The organism is Streptosporangium sp. H13245, from assembly GCF_055690525.1.
On record NZ_JBSZKT010000006.1, the window covers coordinates 36,753 to 56,755 of the forward strand.

Annotated in this window: 16 protein-coding genes; 2 read left to right on the forward strand and 14 right to left on the reverse strand. The window is 71.6% G+C overall.

The features are described 5' to 3' along the window. Positions 1–325: 325 nt before the first annotated feature. The 3 genes from ACW9TB_RS13165 to ACW9TB_RS13175 form a co-directional block, all read right to left on the reverse strand. Positions 326–958 (reverse strand): hypothetical protein, encoded by a 633-nt coding sequence (locus ACW9TB_RS13165; protein WP_472748273.1) that lies wholly within the window; start codon positions 956–958, stop codon positions 326–328. Positions 959–1,088: 130 nt separating this feature from the next. Next, the gene (locus tag ACW9TB_RS13170) at positions 1,089–1,871 is read right to left on the reverse strand and encodes an HAD-IIA family hydrolase (protein WP_472748274.1); all 783 of its coding nucleotides are present in this window, start codon (positions 1,869–1,871) and stop codon (positions 1,089–1,091) included. A gap of 388 nt (positions 1,872–2,259) precedes the next feature. Next, positions 2,260–3,159 carry a TIGR03619 family F420-dependent LLM class oxidoreductase gene (locus ACW9TB_RS13175; protein WP_472748275.1) on the reverse strand — a complete coding sequence of 300 codons (900 nt, stop codon included), beginning with the start codon at positions 3,157–3,159 and terminating at the stop codon, positions 2,260–2,262. A 57-nt stretch (positions 3,160–3,216) separates the two neighbouring features. Between ACW9TB_RS13175 and ACW9TB_RS13180 the strand changes: the two genes are divergently transcribed. Both ACW9TB_RS13180 and ACW9TB_RS13185 read left to right on the forward strand, forming a co-directional pair. After that, complete coding sequence (locus tag ACW9TB_RS13180) at positions 3,217–4,140, forward strand: phosphotransferase family protein (RefSeq protein ID WP_472748276.1); 924 nt, start codon at positions 3,217–3,219, stop codon at positions 4,138–4,140. A 44-nt stretch (positions 4,141–4,184) separates the two neighbouring features. Then, complete coding sequence (locus ACW9TB_RS13185; RefSeq protein ID WP_362683315.1) at positions 4,185–4,478, forward strand: TFIIB-type zinc ribbon-containing protein; 294 nt, start codon at positions 4,185–4,187, stop codon at positions 4,476–4,478. A 234-nt stretch (positions 4,479–4,712) separates the two neighbouring features. On the opposite strand, the gene ACW9TB_RS13190 is transcribed toward ACW9TB_RS13185, so the two are convergent. The 11 genes from ACW9TB_RS13190 to ACW9TB_RS13240 form a co-directional block, all read right to left on the reverse strand. Next, positions 4,713–5,687: a hypothetical protein gene (locus ACW9TB_RS13190; RefSeq protein ID WP_472748277.1), complete on the reverse strand. Its 975-nt coding sequence runs from the start codon at positions 5,685–5,687 to the stop codon at positions 4,713–4,715. A 296-nt stretch (positions 5,688–5,983) separates the two neighbouring features. After that, on the reverse strand, positions 5,984–7,441 hold the full coding sequence (locus tag ACW9TB_RS13195; RefSeq protein ID WP_472748278.1) for a phosphatase PAP2 family protein: 1,458 nt from the start codon (positions 7,439–7,441) through the stop codon (positions 5,984–5,986). Between the two features lie 249 nt (positions 7,442–7,690). Then, a complete protein-coding gene (locus ACW9TB_RS13200) occupies positions 7,691–8,476 on the reverse strand; it encodes a polyphosphate kinase 2 family protein (RefSeq protein WP_472748279.1) in 786 nt (261 codons plus the stop codon). A gap of 148 nt (positions 8,477–8,624) precedes the next feature. Next, positions 8,625–10,625: a CehA/McbA family metallohydrolase gene (locus tag ACW9TB_RS13205; RefSeq protein ID WP_472748280.1), complete on the reverse strand. Its 2,001-nt coding sequence runs from the start codon at positions 10,623–10,625 to the stop codon at positions 8,625–8,627. Positions 10,626–11,181: 556 nt separating this feature from the next. Then, positions 11,182–11,823 carry a GTP-binding protein gene (locus tag ACW9TB_RS13210; protein WP_472748281.1) on the reverse strand — a complete coding sequence of 214 codons (642 nt, stop codon included), beginning with the start codon at positions 11,821–11,823 and terminating at the stop codon, positions 11,182–11,184. Beyond that, entirely contained in the window at positions 11,804–12,190 is a 387-nt protein-coding gene (locus ACW9TB_RS13215) for a DUF742 domain-containing protein (RefSeq protein WP_472748282.1), read from the reverse strand. The genes ACW9TB_RS13210 and ACW9TB_RS13215 overlap by 20 nt, the downstream gene beginning before the upstream one ends. Then, positions 12,187–12,618 carry a roadblock/LC7 domain-containing protein gene (locus ACW9TB_RS13220; RefSeq protein ID WP_472748283.1) on the reverse strand — a complete coding sequence of 144 codons (432 nt, stop codon included), beginning with the start codon at positions 12,616–12,618 and terminating at the stop codon, positions 12,187–12,189. Before ACW9TB_RS13220 ends, ACW9TB_RS13215 begins: the two co-directional genes overlap by 4 nt. Positions 12,619–12,717: 99 nt before the next feature. After that, positions 12,718–15,456 (reverse strand): sensor histidine kinase, encoded by a 2,739-nt coding sequence (locus ACW9TB_RS13225; protein WP_472748284.1) that lies wholly within the window; start codon positions 15,454–15,456, stop codon positions 12,718–12,720. Positions 15,457–15,668: 212 nt separating this feature from the next. Then, positions 15,669–17,432 (reverse strand): prenyltransferase/squalene oxidase repeat-containing protein, encoded by a 1,764-nt coding sequence (locus ACW9TB_RS13230; RefSeq protein ID WP_472748285.1) that lies wholly within the window; start codon positions 17,430–17,432, stop codon positions 15,669–15,671. Further along, positions 17,429–18,226, reverse strand: a complete 798-nt coding sequence (locus ACW9TB_RS13235) for a terpene synthase family protein (protein WP_472748286.1) — start codon at positions 18,224–18,226, stop codon at positions 17,429–17,431. Before ACW9TB_RS13235 ends, ACW9TB_RS13230 begins: the two co-directional genes overlap by 4 nt. Positions 18,227–18,381: 155 nt before the next feature. Next, positions 18,382–19,725, reverse strand: coding sequence for a cytochrome P450 (locus ACW9TB_RS13240; protein ID WP_472748287.1), 1,344 nt, complete (start codon positions 19,723–19,725; stop codon positions 18,382–18,384). Positions 19,726–20,003: the final 278 nt, after the last annotated feature.

The window sequence follows — 20,003 nt, forward strand, 5'->3', positions numbered from 1 at the left end:
GCGGGACCGTTCACGGGACCGAACCTCATCCTTCTCCACAACACCCATCACATCGCGCTATTTCACACCATGAACGCGACCAATGCGACGCCCCTGCAAAATCAGCCCCCGGCACGAGCGGACCGGGAAGGCCGGACGATCCGGGCGGGCCGAGTGAACCAGGCGAGCCGAGCGAGCCGGACAGGCCGAGTGAACCGGTGGCCGGTGTCGTGACCGGAAACCTCTTCACCAGGTCTCCAAGACGATCACAGCACTGTGAACGCACACGATCACAGCGCCGTGAGCGTACGCGATCACAGCACGGTGAGCGCACGCGGTCACAGTGCTAGGAGCGGCGGTCCTCCATCTCCCACAGGTGGTCGACGACGTGCCAGGCGATGCGGCGGGCGGCGTAGCGGACGGGCCAGCCTCCGGGGACCGGCGGGCTGCCGTCGGAGGGCCGCGACAGCACCGCGACGAGGTCGGCGCGCATCGCCGCCAGGGCCGAGGGCTCGCGGAGGGGCTTGTGACGGACACCGATCTTGCGGGCGTACGCGCGCTCGGCCTCGACGACGTGGGAGGCCATCTTGTCGCGGTCCCTGCCGCCGCCGCGCGGGCCCTTGCGCAACTCCTCCGGCGAGGTGGCGGTGGTCTCGCCGAAGAGCTCCCAGGCCGCCCCGAGCAGCGCGACGGTCCGGCCCGCCTCGGCCTCGTCCACCGGCTCGGAGTCGAGCGAGGGAATCGCCTCGATGGCCCCGAAGTCCGTGGTGCGACCGCCCTTGGCCCGCTCCACCACCACCGGGTCCCCCGGCTCGAAGACGAGCCCCGCCCGCTCCGCGACCACCCGGTAGCGCGGCGCGTACGTCATCAGCGCCTCAAGCGCCTCCTCCTCGGAGCGGCCGATCCGGCACCACCCCGGCCACTCCACCGAGCAGGCGAAAACCCTCTTGGGGCCGATCTCCAGGTAAACACGCGTCATGGGCGACAGCATGGCACCCATACCTGACAGCCTGCGGCAGGAATAGGTCCGCCGACGAGAACCGAGAACTGGACCCCGCGATGCCCTGATATTTCCGGTGCTCTCAGCCCATCGACCGGGCGAGCGGGCCCTAGTCGATCAAATCGATCAGGTCGGCGACCGAGTCGACCACCATGGACGGGCGGAACGGGTAACGATCGACCTGGTCCCTGCTGACGACCCCGCTGAGCACCAGGATCGTGTGCAGCCCGGCCTCCATGCCGGAGACGATGTCGGTGTCCATCCGGTCGCCGATCATCGCGGTGCTCTCGCTGTGACCGTCGATGGCCCGCAGCGCGCTGCGCATCATCATCGGGTTGGGCTTGCCCACGAAATAGGGCTCCACCCCGGTCGCCTTGGTGATCATCGCGGCGACCGCGCCGCAGGCGGGCAGCGACCCCTCGTTCGAGGGACCGACCGGGTCGGGGTTGGTGGCGATGAACCGGGCACCGCCCTCGATCAGCCGGATCGCCCGGGTGATCTGGGTGAAGCTGTACGTGCGGGTCTCGCCGAGGACCACGTAGTCGGGGGCGATGTCGGTGAGGACGTAGCCGATCTCGTGCAGGGCGGTGGTCAGTCCCGCCTCCCCCACCACGTACGCCGAGCCGCCGGGACGCTGGCCGTCCAGGAATTTGGCCGTGGCCAGCGCGGAGGTCCAGATCGACTCCGGCGGGATCTCCAGACCGGCCGCGCGCAGCCGTACGGCCAGGTCGCGCGGGGTGTATATCGAGTTGTTGGTCAGCACGAGGAACCGCTTGCCCGACTCACGCAGGCGGCGGATGAACTCGTCGGCGCCGGGCACCGGGTGTCCTTCGTGGACGAGGACCCCGTCCATGTCCGACAGCCAGCACTCGATCGGCTTGCGCTCGTCCACCGCTCTCCCCTGTTCCCGCCGGGTACATACCGCAACAAGGATGACAGGACCGGGCCGGTCGCGCGTCATCGGACCCGTACGTCCGGACGTCGCGGAGATGAAAGGTGAGCCACTCGGACCTCCAGCCCTCGCGGACCGGACCGGGGCGACCTTGATCACCCCCGACACCGGCCCCCCTCCGCGCGCCGGACCGGGCGGCCAGGTCGATCCCGATCACCCTCGGCACCGGCCTCCCCGCACGCGAACCGCACCGGACCGGGGCGACCCTGATCACCCCCGACACCGGCCCTCCCCGCGCGCCGGACCGGACCGGACCGGACGGCCAGGTCAACCCTGATCCCCCCAGACACCGGCCCCCTCCGCGCGCCGGGCGGCACACGCCGTCCGGTCAGGGTGCGAGGGCCTCCAGTGCCGCCTCCGCCCTGCGTACCGACTCCTCGGGGTCGGCGTCGGGCGACCCGATCTCCGGGTCGAAGTTGAGGTCGTGGAAGACCTCGGTGACCCCCTTGGCCGCGAGCCCCTCGACGTCCCGCCTGATCTCCTCGAACGAACCGGTCAGCGGTTCGCGGTCGGGCGCTCCCGGCGGGCGGACCCGGGTGACACCCCGGGTGACGAAGCGCAGCGCCTCGGGATCGCGCCCGGCGGCACGGGCCGCCTCCTTCACGATGGAGATCCTCTCGCCGATGCGGCCGAGGTCCTCGCGGCTCGAACTGATCCAGCCGTCCGCCAGCCGTCCCGCGCGCCTCAGCGCGACCTCGGCGGAACCGCCCAGCAGGATCGGCGGCACGACGGGCGGTTTCGGAGCCTGGTGCGCCGGGGGCACCTCGTAGAACTCGCCCTTGTGCTCCACGGTCTCCTCCGTCCACAGGCGCCGCAGCAGCGGGACGTACTCCTCCGCGCGCCGCCCGCGCCGCTCCAGCGGCACCCCGGAGGCGACGAACTCCTCGGGCAGCCACCCCAGGCCGAGCCCCGCGTCCAGCCGCCCGCCGGAGATCGCCTGCAGGCTCGCCAGCTGCTTGGCCATCAGCACGGGCGAGGCGAACGGCATGTTGAGCACCGCCACCCCCAGCCGGACGCGGCTCGTCAGGCCCGCCAGGTAGGCGAGCGTGACCACCGGGTCGTGCACGCTGCGGTAGATCGGCCCCATGGGATGGTCTCGGGGGTGGAGCAGGCGCTGGAAGGTCCACAGCTCGTGGTAGCCGAGATCCTCGGCCCGCCGGGCGATCCGTGCCATGTTGTCCGGCGTCGCCCACGACCCCGCCATCGGCACCGCGAAACCAATCCTCATACCTCGCACTTTATGCCGCCGGTGGGCGCGGCCACCGACCGGTGGTTCACTTGCCGGATGGACAGCGAGGACCTGATCGACGAACTGCGCCGGATCGGCGCCCGGTACGGCGGGGTGCCCGGCACGGTCCTGCCGACCAGGCCGGACGTGATCATCGTGCGGGCCGGTCCCGTCGTGGTCAAGGCACACGCGCCGGGCGCCGAACGGGAACCGCTGGTGGAGCGGATGCGGGCCACCGCGCACCCGGCACTGCGCGGGATCATGCTCGAACCGGTGACCGAGGAGGTCATCACCGCCGGGGACCGGCTGGTCACCGTCTGGCCTGCCGGGACGCCGGTGGACCACGCGGACCCGGACGCGGCGCCCTGGGAGGCCTCCGCCCGGCTGCTGGCGCGGCTGCACGCCGTACCGGCGCGGGCGCTGCCCCCGCTGCGGGCCGCGGGAGGACCGGCGCGGGTGGCCTCGACCGTCGCCCGCCTGGGCGACCGCTCCGCCGCCGAGCTGGCGGTACGCCGGGCCTTCACCTGCCTGCCCTCCGACGCCGGTACGGACTTCCCGGGCGCGGAATCCCCTGGCACGGCTCCCGGCCTGACCCACGGCGACTGGCACATGGGCCAGATGGTCCGCGCGCCGGACGAGTGGATCCTCATCGACGTCGACGACCTGGGCGTCGGGGACCAGGCCTGGGATCTGTCCAGGCCCGCCGCCTGGTTCGCGGCCGGACTGCTGGAGCCCGAGGTGTGGCACCGCTTCCTCGACGCCTACCGCGCCGCGGGCGGGGCCGCCGTCCCGCCGGACGGCGACCCGTGGGAACGGCTGGAAATTCCGGCGCAGGCGATGACCGTGCAGCTCGCGGCGGCCTCGGTGGCGGCAGCGGGACGGGCGGGGCGTCCCCTGGACGAAGTGGAGGAGGTGCTCGTCGAGTCCTGCCTGAGGATTGTCCGGCATCGAAGCGCCTGCCATAGTGTGCCCACGCAGTAGGTTGTGGTTACTCGTTACCACGCCAGAACAAGGAGACCAGCCAGATGCAGTGCCCCAAGTGTCGGGGCGCCATGCGCACCTACGAGCGCAACGGCGTCCACATCGACCAGTGTGAGAGCTGTCGTGGAATCTTCCTGGACTACGGCGAGCTCGAGACGCTGACCCGCATGGAGAGCCAGTGGTCGCAGCAGTCCCACGCAGCTCCGCCGCCGCCCCCGCCGCCGCCCGTGCACGGCGCCCCCGGCTACGGCGCTCCCGCCTGGGGTGCGCAGCACCACGGCGGCCACTACGGCCACCACCGCCAGCGCAGCTGGGTCGGGATGCTCTTCTCGACCTGATCGGCCGGGACGACATCGAGGCCGCGACCTCGTCACGAGGTCGCGGTCTTCGCGTTCCCGCCCCCTCGCTTCGCGGCGGCCCCCGCCGCGAGCCGAGGGGGTGCCGACCCGCCGAAAGCCCGGCGCCCGCCCGAGGCAGGGGCCAGGCCCGAGCCGCCTCGGACCGAGGGACGCCGACCCGATGAAAGCCCGGCGCCCGAGACAGGGGACGCCGACCCGGTGAAGAGGGGCTCGTCAGGTGGGGAAGTCACCCGGCTTGACCTTCTTCGGCTTCACGGTGCCGCCGCTCACGGCGTGCAGGGTGATCGTCCAGTCGGTCCAGCGGATCTGGGTCGCGGTGTTGATGGTCCTGAACCGCACGGTCTTGCCGAACTGCTCGAAGGCGCACGACCGGGTGAAGGTGCGCGCCTTCGCGTCCCAGTCCTCGCCGAGGGTGTAGTAGATCTTGTAGCTACCGTCCCGTACACCCCGGATCTTGAAGTTGGACTTCTTGCGGACGTACACGGTGACGGCCTTCTTCTTGCCGCGCACCAGGACGACGACGGCGTCCTGCCTGGTGCCGTTGCGCAGTTCGAGGTAGGCGCGGCCCGGACGCCCCTCGGAGGCGATGAACCTGCCGTTGGACAGGCGACGATCGCGCTTCTTGGCCGCCTTGACCGGGATGACGCTCGCCGGATACCCGCTCAGCGTCTTGGCGACGTCTTCCACGTCGGACAGCTGGTCCGCCTGGGCCATGCCGGTCAGCACGGCCGGGCCGGTGCACACCCGCTGATCCTCGGCGTCCTGGCGGGCGGTGTCGAAAGAGGTCCGCAACCGGCCCAGGGCCTCGACGTAACTGTCGTGCTGGGCCTTCACCTCGGCGGGAGGGGCGAGGGCGGACAGCCGGGTCACCGCGCCCTCCACCGCGCCGGAGGTCTTCTGCAACTGCTTGCCGAGGGTCTTCAGGCCGCCGGTCACGGCCAGCTTCTTCACCGCGGCGCGCACCGGGCCGCGCGCCTCCTCAAGCTCGGCCCGGTATTCGTCGGGCGTCAGCGTCACGGCGGCGGGCGGGCCGGTGGTCGAGGAGACCGGACCGTCGGATCCCCGTCCCGTTCCGACCGTGCCCCCCGCGGTCGCCGGGCCGACCACAGGGGCACCCGGGGGCGAGGTGCAGGCTGTCAGGGCCACCAGGGTGACCACGGCACAGGCGAGCAAACGGGGGGAAGTCACCTGCACAACTATCGCCGGATCGATCACTGGGCGTCAAACAGTGCCGGGGAATCGGCAATCTCTGACAGCGCCCCTTTCCCCGGTCCGCGCACAGCCACCGGATGACGCCGATCGCCCCCGGAAACGACAGCCCGTAACCGACGCCAAGCACGCCCGCTTCCCCCTACGCATGCCCGCTTTTCTCCACGCACACCCGCCGCCCTCTACGTACGCCCCACGCTCTCCACGTGCGCCCGCTTCTCTTCACGTACGCTCCGCTTTCCGGGCCGGTGTGTGGCTGGGACGTCGTCCGGAGGTCAGCCCGCCGGTCGGATCACCAGGAGCGATCGCGGGCGCTTGGTGAACTCCACCTCGCCCGTGACCGTGAACGTCTCGCCGTCGCGCGCCAGCGGGAGCCGTCCTGAGGCCGAGGACGCGGAGACGCGCAGCGTGTCGGCCTGCCACTGCTGGTAGTGGCGTGACAGCTTCACCCGTCCCGCCAGGAGGCTGAGGAACACCCGCAGCCGGGGCAGCCGGTCGGCGGCGGCGAGCACCCGGATGTCCAGCAGGCCGTCCTCCAGGCGCTGCCGCCTGGCGGGGGCTCCGCCACGCGCCTCGTAGCGGCAGTTGCCCACGAACACCATCCATACGCGCCGGGGTACTCCGTCCACGACGAGGTCGACGGGTTGCGCGCCTCCTGGGCCGAGTACCTCGGCCATGGCCCAGAACAGCGCGGGCCACTTGCCGATCCGGCCCTGCCGCCGCTCCCTGCGCTCCACCAGCGCCGGGTAGACGCCCACGCTGGCGGTGTTGACGAACGTCCGGCCCGCGACCTCGCCGACGTCGACGGCCACGAGGTCACCGCTGCGGTAGGCCGTCACGGCCTCCTCGGGGGTCTCCATCCCGAGCGCGCGGGCGAACTGACCATGCACGCTCGCGGGAACGACCAGCAGCGGGGTCGCCCCGCCCGCCGTCTCCTGGGCCGCCAGGTTGACCACGGTGTCTCCCCCGGCCACCGCGAGCACCTTCGCCCGCGAGGCGGCGTCCCGCACGGCTGCCCCGAGGTCGTCGCCCGGCGACACCTCGACGACCTCGGCCCGGGGGAAGGCCACGCGCAGCGCCTCGGCCGTTCCCGCCACGGCGTCGGCGGAGCCGTCGACCACGGCGATCGCCCCCTCGCCCTCCGGGTCGAGCCGCGCGGACGGCGCCGTGAGCGCGGCGCGCGCCTGCCCCGCCTCACCGGCGTCGGGCCAGATGCGACGGGTGAGCAGCCCCGCCGCCACGCCGATCCCGGCTCCGGCGAGCACGTCGCCGGGATAGTGCACGCCGGTGTAGACGCGGGAGAAGCAGACGGCCGCCGCGAGGAGCGCGACGGGGACCGCGACCGCGCGGGGTGCCTCCAGGGCCACGGCCGCGGCGAAGGCGCCCGCCGAGGCGGAGTGGCCGGAGGGGAACGACGCCGAGGCGGGCATCTTGATCAGCCGGGCGAGTGGGAGTCCCTCGGCCGACGGCCTGTTCCTGCGGAAGGCCTGCTTGCCGACCAGGTTGACCAGCGGGCTGGCGAGGCTGACCGCGAGCAGCCCCCTGGTCGCGGCCCGGCGCAGCGGCCGCCGTCCGCTGACCGCCAGCGCCCCGGCCACCCCGGCCCACAGGAGCGAGTTGTCGGCCGCGCGCGACAGCGCGGGGACGACGCGTTCGAGACCGGGCAACCTCGCGCCCGCCACCATGGCGAACACCCGCCGGTCCAGCCTGCTCAGCCGCGAGCCCAACCGCATGCGCCGCACCCTCCTGCGATGACGAAAAACCATGACGAACCGCAACGACCAGCTGCCCCGGCGAACCGCTCACAACGAATCGTTCATGACAAACCAGTCACGACGAACGGCGATGACGAACGAACGGACAGCCATTCGATTCTGCCGCCTGCCCCCGCGCCCGGGGCGCTTCCGCCGCTCCCATACTTCTCACCGGAACGGCGCCGACGCCACCACCCAAACACGGCCGACACCGACGGCGGGATCCCGCTACTCGTCCGCGGCGCCGCCCGCCGCGGAGGAGATCACCGGCTCGTGGCCCCTGGCGGCGAGTTCGGCCTCGATCGCGGCGCAGACGGTCTCCACGACCGTGACGCGGGCCAGGCGCTTGTCGTCGCCGGGGACCACGTACCACGGCGCCTTCGAGTGGTCGGTGCGCGCGAGCATCTCCTCCACCGCGACCTCGTACTGCGGGCGCTTCTCGCGGTTGCGCCAGTCCTCGTCGGTGAGCTTCCACGCCCGCAGCGGGTCGTCGGCCCGATCCTGAAAGCGCCTGAGCTGCTCCTCCTCGGAGACGTGCATCCAGAACTTGACCATGATCATGCCTTCGGCGGCGAGGGTCCGCTCGAACTCCACGATCTCCCCGTACGCGCGGGACCACTGCTCCTCGGTGGCGAAGCCCTCGACCCGCTCCACCAGCACCCGGCCGTACCAGGAGCGGTCGAGCACGGTCATCCCGCCCCAGCCGGGCAGGACCGGCCAGAACCGCCACAGGAAGTGGTGCCGCTTCTCGTCGTACGTCGGCGCGGCGAACTGGGCGACGCGAACGTGGCGCGGGTCCAGCGGGCGCACCAGCCGCTTGATCGCGCCGCCCTTGCCCGAGGCGTCCCACCCCTCGAAGACCACGCACAGCGGCGGGCCGATGCGCTGCTCGCCGACCTGGCCGCCGAGCGTGAGCCGCAGGCGGAGCAGGTGGTCCAGAGCGGCGTCGAGGCGCTCGGAGGCGTCCTTCTTGGAGAGCTTCTGCGATAGGTCGACCTCAGACAGGCGGTTCATGCCGACAAGCCTCGCATGTCCCCGCTCGCGCGCGGTCCAGGGAGTGTCCCGGATCCCGCCGCCGGGCCGGGTGCCGCGCGGCGCCGGACCGAGCAAACCGGACCGGGCAGGACAGGACCGAGCAGGGCAGGGCCGGGGGTGGCCGCCGTCAGGCCAGGCGGGACCGGTAGATCTCCCTGGCCCGGCCGATCAGGACGAGGTGGTCGTTGAGCTGCCCGGCGGTCTCGAAGGTGCCCTCCTTCCGCAGCAGCGCCTCCAGGGTGTCCAGCCATTCCAGGCACCAGCCGACGTCCTCGGCCCTGGCCACGTGACGGCCGCCCACGTCGAGGTAGACCGGGCTGGTGTGGGCGTACACCCCGTCGGTGAAGCACCGCTCGTGCGGGCCGCCGGTGGCGACGGCGACGACGTAGGTGGGATCACCGGCGACCAGTTCGGCGGTCAGCTCGCCGGGCGGCCCCTCGGCCAGCACGCCGTCGGCAGTACGGATCTCCAGCCGCTCCACCTCCGGTCCCGTCGACCGGACGGTGATCGTGATCCGCTCGCCCGGTGACAGGTCCAGGGTGGCACCGGGGCCGTGGCCCGCGACCGACAGCTCCAGCCAGGGTCCCGTGGTGCCGAAGGTACGGCCCCGCCTGACCGCCTCGGCGAACGACGCGGCGGTGAGCGGCCCGTCCACCCGGGCGTAGACGCGCGCCCAGCCGGGCGGGTTGGACTGGTTTCCCCGCCGGGCGAAGGAGACCATCGCGTCGGTGCCCGCGGTGACCGCGATGCGGTTGCCCGCCCCGATCAGGCGCCGGTAGACGGCGGCGGTCGCGATGATCGAGGTCTGGCTGAGCACGTCCAGGGTGTCGACGAGGCCGAGCGCCGCGTCGGCGACGATCTCCCGTGAGGAGCAGTTGCGCCCCCACTGCAAGGCCTTGTCCGGGGCGTCGGTGTCGGCGAACGGCGTGTGGAAGGGGTGGCTGTAGCCGGTGACGGCCCCCAGCCCGCGCAGTTCCTCGCAGGCGACGCTGTTGGGCGGCCAGTCGGCGGTGCCGAGGAAACCGGTGTGGAAGCGCGCGGGCGGGGCCGAGACGCCGAAGGCGTAGAGGTGGCCGAGCAGGTCGTTGCGGTACTCAACGCCGATCCTGGCCAGGTGGGAGTCGTCGGACCAGGGCAGGTCCCGCCCGGCCCAGTGCTCGAGCGCCTCGGAGTCGTAGACCCGCTCGGAGGAGACGTTCCCGGCGACCAGGTTGAGGACGTGCAGGTCCTCGCCGTGCTGCATGACCCCCGCGAGCTCGGGCGTGCCGACCATGTCGCCCGCCCAGTTGAGGTGGACGTGCATGTCCCCGCCGTACCAGCCGAGGGCGGCCGCGTCGTAGAGCCGCTCGGGGGTCAGCTCGACGAGGGTCTCCCCGCCCGCCTCCGGGGTGACCGTGACCTGGGCGGAGCCGTACTCCATACCCCGGGACACCCGCACGGTCAGCGTCTCGGCCGGGACGTCCAGGACCAGGTCGTCACCGTGGAAGTAGGGCCGCACGTGGTAGTCGTGCCGCTCGGGGGCGCCTTCCGGGTACCAGCCCTGGCCGTGCTCGCCGTACACGCTCCACTTGCACGGGAGGCCCGCGCGCACCCGCAGGCGGGCCGCGGGGGCGGGGCGGGTCAGGGGCGACAGGTCGACCGGTACGCCGTCGGCGACCACCTCGCTCCGGCTCGTGATCTTGATGAGCCGGGCGCCACCGGGGCCGACCACGTGCGCCCGCCCGTCCACCAGCACGGTGACCGGCTCGGGCCTGGTGGAGTCGACCAGCAGCGTCGTACGCAGGGGCCTGCCGTCCAGCACGGCCTGCGCCCGTGCCCGCACCTCGGTCCCCTCGCCGGTGAGGCGGAGCGCGGCGAGGTTGTCGAGCACCCTGCCCGCGAGGACACCGCGGACGACCTCGTCCATGTCCAGCTCGTCGAGACGGTCCCTGAGCTCCTCGAACGGCGCACCGGGGTGGCGGGCGCCGAGCATGCCGTAGCAGACCTCCCAGAAGCTCGTCGTGCCCATCAGGTAGGCGTCGGTGGCCATGGCCCTGACGTAGAAGATGGGATCCTCGCCCCAGGTGACGCCATACTCGTCCAGCAGCGCCCGGTACTCCCCGAGCGCGCGGGCGACGCTGAGAGGCATGTTCGGATCGTCACACATAGGTTTCCCCGCACGGTAGGACGCCAGGTGATCGCGGCTATCGTGACACGCGGGGCACGACGTGTTGCGGGTCGCAGTCAGGTGGTGAGGGATTCGTCCCTACCGGAGGGACAAAACGCCCCCGGGACGGGGATGATCCGCCCCGGGAATCAAAAAACCACAGAATCAGGAAACCCGGGACCGGGAAGCCAGAAAACCAGGAAAGCCCGATAAATCGGGTAAATCCGGGGAAAACGGAGAAACCGGAAAGCCGGGGGAAAACAACGCGCGGGCGGTTCACTTCGGAGGTCGGCGCGTCCGCGCGCCGCGCTCCGGGAGAAAGGCCGTCGCGTCGACGGACCACGTCCCGCCGGTTGAGACCGTAACGGTCGGTAAGGACCGGCGGGGCGCGGTCCGCTCCGCGAGAGACCGTCGTGTCAGCGGTCGTGGCCTGGCCCGTGGGGGGTCCCGGCGCGGGCCGCTCCGCGACAGACCCGTGCCAGCGGACCACAAGCCTGGCCCGTGAGAGGCGCGGTCCGCTCCGCGACAGATCGTCGTGTCAGCGGGCCGCGGCCTGACCCGTGGGAGGTTCGGCACCCTCGGGCGGGGACGTCGTGCCCAGCCGCATCCGCATCGCGTGCTCGACGAGGGTGATGAGCACCTTCTTGCCCGACTCCCGCTGCCTGGCGTCGCACAGCACGATCGGGATGTCCTGGTGGAGGGTGAGCCCGAGCCTGACCTCGTCGAGCTCGTAGCGACGGGCCCCGTCGAAGCAGTTGACCGCGACGATGAAGGGCGTCTCGCGCCGCTCGAAGTAGTCGAGCGAGGGGAAGCAGTCGGCCAGCCTGCGGGTGTCGGCGAGGACCACCGCGCCCAGCGCGCCCAGCGCGAGCTCGTCCCACAGGAACCAGAAGCGCTCCTGGCCGGGCGTGCCGAACAGGTAGAGGCGGTAGTCGTCGCCGATGGTGATGCGGCCGAAGTCCATGGCGACCGTGGTGGTCTGCTTGGTCTCCACGCCCGACAGGTCGTCGACGCCGATACCCCGGTCGCTCAGGGTCTCCTCGGTGCGCAGCGGCTCTATCTCGGACACCGCGCCGACCAGCGTGGTCTTGCCCGCGCCGAACCCGCCGGCGACCAGGATCTTGATCGCCTTGGGCAGCTTCACGCGCCCGGCGTCGCGACTAGAGCGCACGGAGTCCATCGAGCACCGCCCTGTACAGCCTCTCGTCGTGCATATCCGTCTCCGAATGCGGTTCTTGCATGGCGATGAATCCCTGATCGAGCAGGTCGCTGAGCAGGACACGGACCGTGCCTGCCGGAAGGTTCGTATGGGCCGCGATCTCCGCGACCGACTGGGCCTGCTGGCAGAGCCTGACGATGGCCAGGCACTCCGGGTCCAGGCCCGGCTCCCTCGACGAGACCTGCCGGATGGTCACCACCAGGGTGATGAGGTCGAACCTGCCGCGGCTCGGTTCGGTCCTGCCCCGCGTCAGGACGTACGGCCTGACGATCGGCCCCGCCTCGTCGCCGACCCACTGGGATTCTGGCTGCTCGTCGAAGATGCTCATCGTATGCCGTCGCCCCTGAAGGAGGAGTCGGCCGTCCTGGTGGGCGAGGTGAGGTACTGGCCCACGCGGGTGACGAGCATGGCCATCTCGTAGGCCACCAGGCCGACGTCGGCCTCGGCGCTGCAGAACACCGCCAGGCAGGCTCCCTGGCCCGCGGCGGTGACGATCAGGTACGCCGTCCGCATCTCGATGATGGTCTGGCGCATCGGCCCGCCGCCGACCCGCTCGCTGACTCCCTTGCCCAGGCTCTGGATCGCCGATCCGACGGCGGCCAGATGCTCGGCGTCGGCCGGGGAGAACCCCGCCGACGCGGCCAGCAGCAGGCCGTCGGTGGAGAACACGATTCCGTGCTGAGCTTCCTCCACCCGCGAGACCAGGTCGTCCAGCAACCAGGCCAGGTCCGTGAAAGATCCTGTTCCCTGCACCACGCGTTGTCCTTTCCTTTTGCCTGCCGACGTTCCGTCGCCGGTTCCTGGCGGCTCATCGGCGCCTTCCCGGCACCCGCGACTTGAGATCATCCACTGGGGTCACACCGTGGGCCCGCCCTCGCCCGCCGGGTCGCCGTCACCGTCGAGCAGCTGGGCGGCGTCGTCACGGCCCCGTCGCGTACCCGCCTGGAAAGACGACATCGCCGCGCGGATCATCTCCGGCGAGCGCTCGTCGTCGGCGTCACCGACCGGAGGCTGCGGGACCGCGGGCTCGTCCTCCTGAAGGGGGGCGGCCAGGTGGGTCTGCGGGACGCGCCTCGGGAGGCCACCCGGCGTGTGACTGCTGTCGGGCGGGGGCAGCACGGGCGGCAGCGACGCCCCTGAGCCGCCGGTACGGGAGTCGTCGAGACCCCCGCCGGGAACACCCTGCGAGACGGGGGATCCGGGGTTCGTGAAATCGGGCAGGCGGCCGGGCGTACCGGTCTCGGGCATCTGCCTGAGCGCCGAGGGATCGGCGAAGCGGCCGGGGAACGTCGGGTCGACGAAGTCCTCGCCGGGCGCGGGACCCGCGGAGTGCCGTCCGGAGGGCGCCTGCTCCGCGCGGCCCGGGTCGGCGGAGCGACCGGCGGGCGGGGTGAAGAAACGGCTGGGGTCGGCGGCGCCACCGGAGGCCGCCGGGTCGGCGAGCAGGCCGGAGGGAGGGCCCGCGGAATGCGGGCGGCCGTTGGCGGGCTGCTCGGGCTCCCAGGTCTCGGGCCTGGCTCCGGGAACGTGCTCGCTGATGATCTCTCCCTCCGCCTCGGCGACCCGCGCGGGGCCACCGGTGATACCCAGCGGGTCCCCCACCCTGCCGCGGACCGCGGCGACGGCGGAGGTGGTGCCGTTCATCTCGGTGCTGCTCACCGGGCGTGCCTGCTGCGGCACGCCGACGCCGACGGAGGGAGCCCCCTGCTCCTCCTCGTTGACCAGTTCCTGCGGTATGAGGACGACGACGGTCGTGCCGCCGTACGGGGAGGACTTGAAGGTCACCCGGATGTCGTGCCGTTCGGCCAGGCGGCTGACGACGTACAGGCCGAGGCGGGCGTTGCCGGAGAGCTTGAGCTCGGGGGGGTTGGCGATCCGCTCGTTGGCCTCCGCGATGTCCGCGGCGCTCATGCCCAGGCCCCGGTCCTCGATCTCCAGCGCGTAGCCGTGGGCCACGAGGTATCCGCCGACCTGCACCGTCGTGTAGGGCGGGGAGAAGGAGGCGGCGTTCTCGACGAGCTCGGCGATCAGGTGGATGACGTCGCTCACGGCCCTGCCGTCCAGCGAGACCTCGCCCAGGGGCATCACGTCCACCCGGGTGTAGTCCTCGATCTCGGCGAGGGAGCCGCGGACCACGTCGATCATCGGGACCGCGTCGCGCCAGGCGCGGCCGGGCGCCGCGCCGGAGAGCACGAGGAGGTTCTCCGCGTAGCGGCGCATGCGGGTCGCCAGGTGGTCGAGCCGGAACAGGTCGCGCAGCTCCTGCGGGTCGTTCTCGCGCCGCTCCATGACGTCGAGCACGCTCAGCTGGCGGTGTACCAGCGACTGGGTACGGCGGGCGAGGTTGCGCAGGATGTCGGCGATGTCGCGGCGCAGCTGGGCCTGCTCCGCGGCGACCTTGATCGCGGTCCGCTGCACGGCGTTGAACGCCTGGCCGACCTGCCCGATCTGGTCGTCTCCGAACTTGAGGGGAGGCGCCTCCGCCGCGACGTCCACCACCTGGCCGTGACCGATCCGCTCGACCACGGCGGGCAGCCGCTCGTTGGCGAGCTCCCAGGCGGCGGCCCGCAGCTTCTCCAGCTGCTGGACCAGGTCGCGGGCCGTGGTGATGGCCAGGACGACCGAGGCGATGACGGCCACCAGGCCCAGGCCACCGGCCAGCGCGAGCCGCCCGATGACGCCGACGGCGACCGGGCCCGACCACTCGACCACTCCGCTGCCGGCCGTGAGCACGGCCTGCGTGAACCTGGTCTGCGCGACCTGGGCGTCGGAACTCCACCTCATGACGTCGACCACCCCGGCCGGCACCACGTTCGAGTCCTCGATCAGCTGGTTCTCCATGACGCGCAGCCGGGTGAACTGCTCACCGGCGACCATCCGCCGGTGGGCCTCCTGGTCGGCGGGGGGCAGCTCGGCCACCGCCTGCTCGGTGAGGAAGCGCCGCGTGCCGACCATCTGCGTGAACCTGACCTGCTCGCCGTCGGCGAACCGGCCCGCCGTCAGGGCGCCCATCACCAGGGCGTCCTCCTGGGACAGCAGGTCCCTGGCCCGGTTCATCGCGATGAGCGTACGGGTGTCCTTGGCGAGTTCCTCGTCGTCCAGCGTCGCCAGCGAGTCGTAGACGCGGAAGATCGAGTCGACGATGTCGGTGAACTCGGTGGCCGTCCAGCTCCGGTTGACCCGGCCCGCGTCGATCGCCTTGCGCGCGGCGGGCAGGCCGTCCATCAACCGGCGGGTCTCGCCGAGGCGGCGCTCCAGGGCGGGGGTTCCCAGGATTTCCACGCTGCTTCCGCCGGTGAGGCTCCTGAAGTGCGCGTCGGCGGCGTCGGTGCGCTTCCGCTGGGAGGCCAGCGCCTCGCGCCGCTGGCGTTCCCCGCTGACCGAGCCCAGGGTGACCGCGGTCAGCCGCCGCTCGGCCTGCAGCTCGACGATGAGCCGCTCACTCGGGTCGGCCACCTCGGTGTTGAGGGTCGCCACGCCCAGCATGTTCAGACCATCACGGACCGTTACCCATGCCGTGAACGCCCAGAGCGCGGCGAGCGACACCAGAAGTGCCGTGACCTTGGTCCGCAAGCTCGCGTTACGCAAGCGCATGGTATCCACCCCGGGAAGCAGAAAGAAAATAGACGGCATTTTTCGTGGCGGTTGACACACACTGGCCAAACAGGTCAAACGGTCGCCACATCGCTGGGATCAGCGGGACACCCCACATCACACCCGCCGAACCATAGCAATGTCACTAAAAACCCTCAAGGCAGACAGAGTGGATGCGCCCTTGTGTCCTGTTTTGAATTCACGGTCAATTTTCAATACGAGTCGCCCTCGGGAATGGTGAGCGCGTGTCGCGCCAGGTGAAGCGCGCCGAGAACGGCGGCCCTGACGATCGCCACCGGCAGGTACAGGTCCTTGTCGACCCAGAGCGCGGGCGCCTGGCGGTCACGGGCGGCCAGCAGATGGCGGTATCCGCGCTCCACGGCCTCCCGCCACCGCCCGTCCCGCACCGCGCCTGCCAGCAACAACGTCTGCAGCGCGTACGCGGTCTCCTCCGCGGTGCCCTCCCAGCGGCCCCACGACCCGTCCCCGCGCTGGGTGCCGAGCACCCAGTCCACGGCACCGCTCACCGCGCCCGCCGACGCCCCGCCGCCGAACTCGCGCAGCGCGATCGCGCAGCAGGCCGTGGCGTAGTACGGCGAGACGTGCCAGCGGTCTGTCCAACTGCCGTCCATCTTCTGCCGGTCACGCAGCCACGCCGCCAGCTTCGCGACGACGGCCGCGTGGCGGGGCTCTCCCCCTCGGCGGCGCAGGTACTCGCCGAAGGCGTCGAGCACGTGCGCGTTGGTCGTCGGGGACATCCCCTCCTCACCGCGCCAGGTGCAGAAGTGGGTCTCCAGCTCGAACGGCCACAACCCCTCCGGCTCGCGCGGCTCGCCGAGCAGCGCCAGCGCGTACAGGGCGACGGAGGTGGTGTCGGCGTCGGCGGGCAGGCCGGGACCCGTGGCGATCCCGTCGGGGCCGAGGCCGTCCCGCAGGCTCGCGACCAGCTCCGGCGGCACGTCCACCGGGATTCCCGCACGCCGCAGCCAGCTCAGCGTCCAGCCGCGCTCGAACACGGAGATGGGGAGGGTACACGGCACCGGGCCGCCGGAGGAGGCTACGACGGCCTCCAGATACCGCCGTACGGCCGCCTCGTCCCCGGCCCCGCTTTTGGGTCCAGCTCCGGTTTCGGGTCCGGTTCCGATTTTGGGGCCGGGTCCGGTTTTGAGGCCGGGTCCGGTTTTGAGGCCGGGTCCGGTTTCGGTTTCGGTTTCGGTGCCGGGTCCGGTGCCGGGCTTGGGTAGTGCGGCCAGCCAGGCGGCGCTCGCCCCGGGCGAGGCTCCGACGGCCGCCATCCCGCCGGGCATCGGGGTGGGCAGGATTCCGGAGGCGGCCGTCGCCTCCGGGCCCGCGACCTCAAGGGCGTGGACCAGTTTCTGCGGGATCGGCGCGCCCGACGCCAGCCACGCCCGCACGGCCGCCAGCTTGGCACCGCCCATGCCCGGGGGCGCCTCCGGTCCCCCGCCGCCGAGGTGGTCGTCGATCAGGGCGAGCAGGGACGCCACGATGAGCTCGATCGCGGGCGTGTCCGGCGGCCAGGTGGCCTGGAAGGACCAGTTCCTGATCGCCTCCAGCCCTCGGTCGGCGGCCTTGGCGAGGAGGGCGTGGCCGGAGGAGGTGTCGCGCCCGAGTTCGGCCAGGAGCGCCTCGACCGCGCTCAGGGTGGGGACGAACGCGTGGTCGCCCGACGGCGACCAGCCGCCGTCGGGCCGCTGGGCGGCGAGCAGGAACTCGACCCGCTCGGCGTGCCCGGTCAGCCACGGCGCCAGGCTCACCACCCGGCCGGTCTCGTACGGGGAGGCGGACACCTGGCCCCAGGGCTCGGCCAGCAGCCCGGCGACCAGTTCGCGCGCCTCGGCGACCGCGTCGACCCCGGCGCCGATTCCCATGTCGAACGCCGCGCGGTCCTCCGTACGGACGCCGACGCCGGTCTCCGTGCCGAGTTCCGTGAAGGCGAGCAGGCGGTCGACGCTCACAACGTCCCCCAGTAGTCGCCGACCTGGTAGAAACCGGCGCAGAAGTCCATCTGCCGTTCCATGTAGCCCGCCAGCTCCGGGTGGGCGGCCCGCAGCGGGGCGATCAGCTCCCGGCTCCGGGCCGCGAGCCCGGCGATCCGCCGCTCCACCTCGGCGCGGTCGACACCGAGCAGCAGGACGTTGAGATCGCCCCAGGCGACGTCCCGCTCGTAGGTGCCCAGGTCGTTGAGGAGGCGGATGACCCGCTGCACGGCCCGGCCCGCCTCGCGCAGCGCGTCGGCGTCCGCGACCGCGCCGGGGCCCGTGACGTGGATCCAGTGGGCGGCGAACACGTAGGAGAAGCCGAGGTTGTCGGCGTTGCCGAGATACTCCTCGTAGGTCGGCGTGACCTTGTCGGTCTTCCAGCGCCACTCCGTGAGCATCCCGTCCAGCATGCGCTCCAGCTCGTCGCGCCAGACCGGCCCGAGCCGGGGGAACGCGGGCGAGGCCGCGAGCTCGTCGCGGATGTCGCCGAGCATGCGGGTCAGGTCGTCACCGGGGACCGGCGGGGCCCCTCCGGCCACGTCCAGGCACCGCCGGGCGATGTCCTCCACCTCGGGCCGCGAGGTGGCGACGTAGTCGACGAGCCAGTCCAGGCCGAACGCCCAGAGGGAGACCTTGTTCGCCATCCGCAGCTGCTCGACGCCGAACCAGGGGCCGCCGAACGCCATCGCCAGCGAGAGCGTGCTGTAAAGGGCCGCGTCGAACGGCTTGGCGGAGAACAGGCCGGGATAGGTCTCCGCCCACTCGCGCATGTCCCGCTGGGACCGCCCGGCGCGGGCGCAGATCGCCCCGGCCTCCCTGGCGTCCGGCCGGACACCGGAACCGGGACGAACCCCGGAACCATGCCGGGCATCCGGACCGGGAGGGACATCGGAATCAGACTGGGCGTCCGGATCGGGGGGGACCGTCATCGCAGGGCCTCGCTCCGGGCTCGCCTGCTGTAGGACACGCCCAGCGCGATCTTCTTCCGGGGGCGCAGCGAGGCGGCCCAGCCCGTGTCGAACGGTCCCGGGGTGCGTACCGACATCCGGAACCGGCTGAGGATGCTCGCGACCACGAGCGGCGCCTCGACGTAGAACAGGGGCTCGCCCAGGCACCGGTGCGGGCCTCCGCCGAAGGGGAAGTAGGAGTATCTGTGCCTGCGCTCCTCGCTCTCGGACCTCCCGGGCGCGAAACGCTCGGGGTCGAACTCGTCCGGGCGCTCCCAGAACTCCTCAAGCCGCTGCGTGGCGTACGGGGTGACCACTACCGACGATCCGGCCCTGATCCGGACGCCGCCGATCTCCGTGTCCTCCATGACCCTGCGGGGGAGGAACCAGCCCGCCGGGTACAGGCGGAGGGTCTCCTGAAGGACCATGCGCGTGTAGACGAGATGGGGGATGTCCTCGGGGACGGCAGGCCCCTCGCCGACCACCTCGTCGATCTCCGCCTGGAGCCTGGCCGCCACGTCCGGGTGCTGCTCAAGCAGCAGCCACAGCCAGGTGAGGACCATCGCGGTGGTCTCCGAGGAGGCGCCGTACACGCTGACCAGCGCGTCGCGGATCTGCTTCTCGGTGAGCCGGTCGCCGTTCTCGTCGACGGACCGGCAGAGCACGGAGATGATGTCGACGTTGTCGTCGGGTTCGGCCATCGCCTTTCGCACCACGGGGAACACCACGTCGTCGATCGACTGGACGGCCTTCAGAAAGGCCCGGTCGCCGGGAATCCTCATGAAATACGGCATGAACGGCATGAGAATCCGATAGACCAGCGAATAGGACGCCTGTTCGAAAGCGGGGATAATGCGTTCCCCGTCCTCCCGGTTCAGTTTGTCCCCGAACAGCACCCGGTTGACGATGTAGCTGAGGATTCTGGACATCTCCGTGGCCGCGTCGAAGTCCTTGCCCGACCGGACGTACTCGTCCCACTCCTCGACGCGCCCGGCGACGCGTCTGGACACCTCGTCGGCGATCGTGGCGATGTACCGCGTGGTGAACAGGGGCTGCAGGACCTTCCTGCTGTTCTGCCAGTGCTCGCCGTCGCTCATGATGCTGTGCCCGAAGAGCCGCTCCAGGGGGCGCCAGAACATCCCCATACGCTGGTGCTTCGTCCATTCGAGACGCATTACCTGCTGGACGTGGTCGGGATGGGTGATCAGATAGGGACGGAAAGGTCCCAGTTTCAGCTGGATGATCTCCCCCCGCGCCTCCCGCGCGAACTCGGCGAGCGCGCCCGCCGGTTCGCGGAGGAGCTTCGGCAGAGCCTGGCGCATCGGCACGGATCTCGCCCGGCGACCAGGACGGGCGTGCACGTCCGTAGACATAGGCAAACGTCTCCCACCTCGTGTGACGTGAATTGGCGCAGCACGAGACAACCGCCCGCGCGGGTGAGCGCGGCGGTGTTCGAAAACGGGACATCCCACATGTCCCGCTCCCACCCGGGGCGTGGATCAGGACTGGTCAACCAACAGATCAGGACCGATCGGCCGACAATCCCGCTGGGACGCTCCGGGCCTCCTCGCCTGTCTCATTCTGTGTTTTACACGCTAAA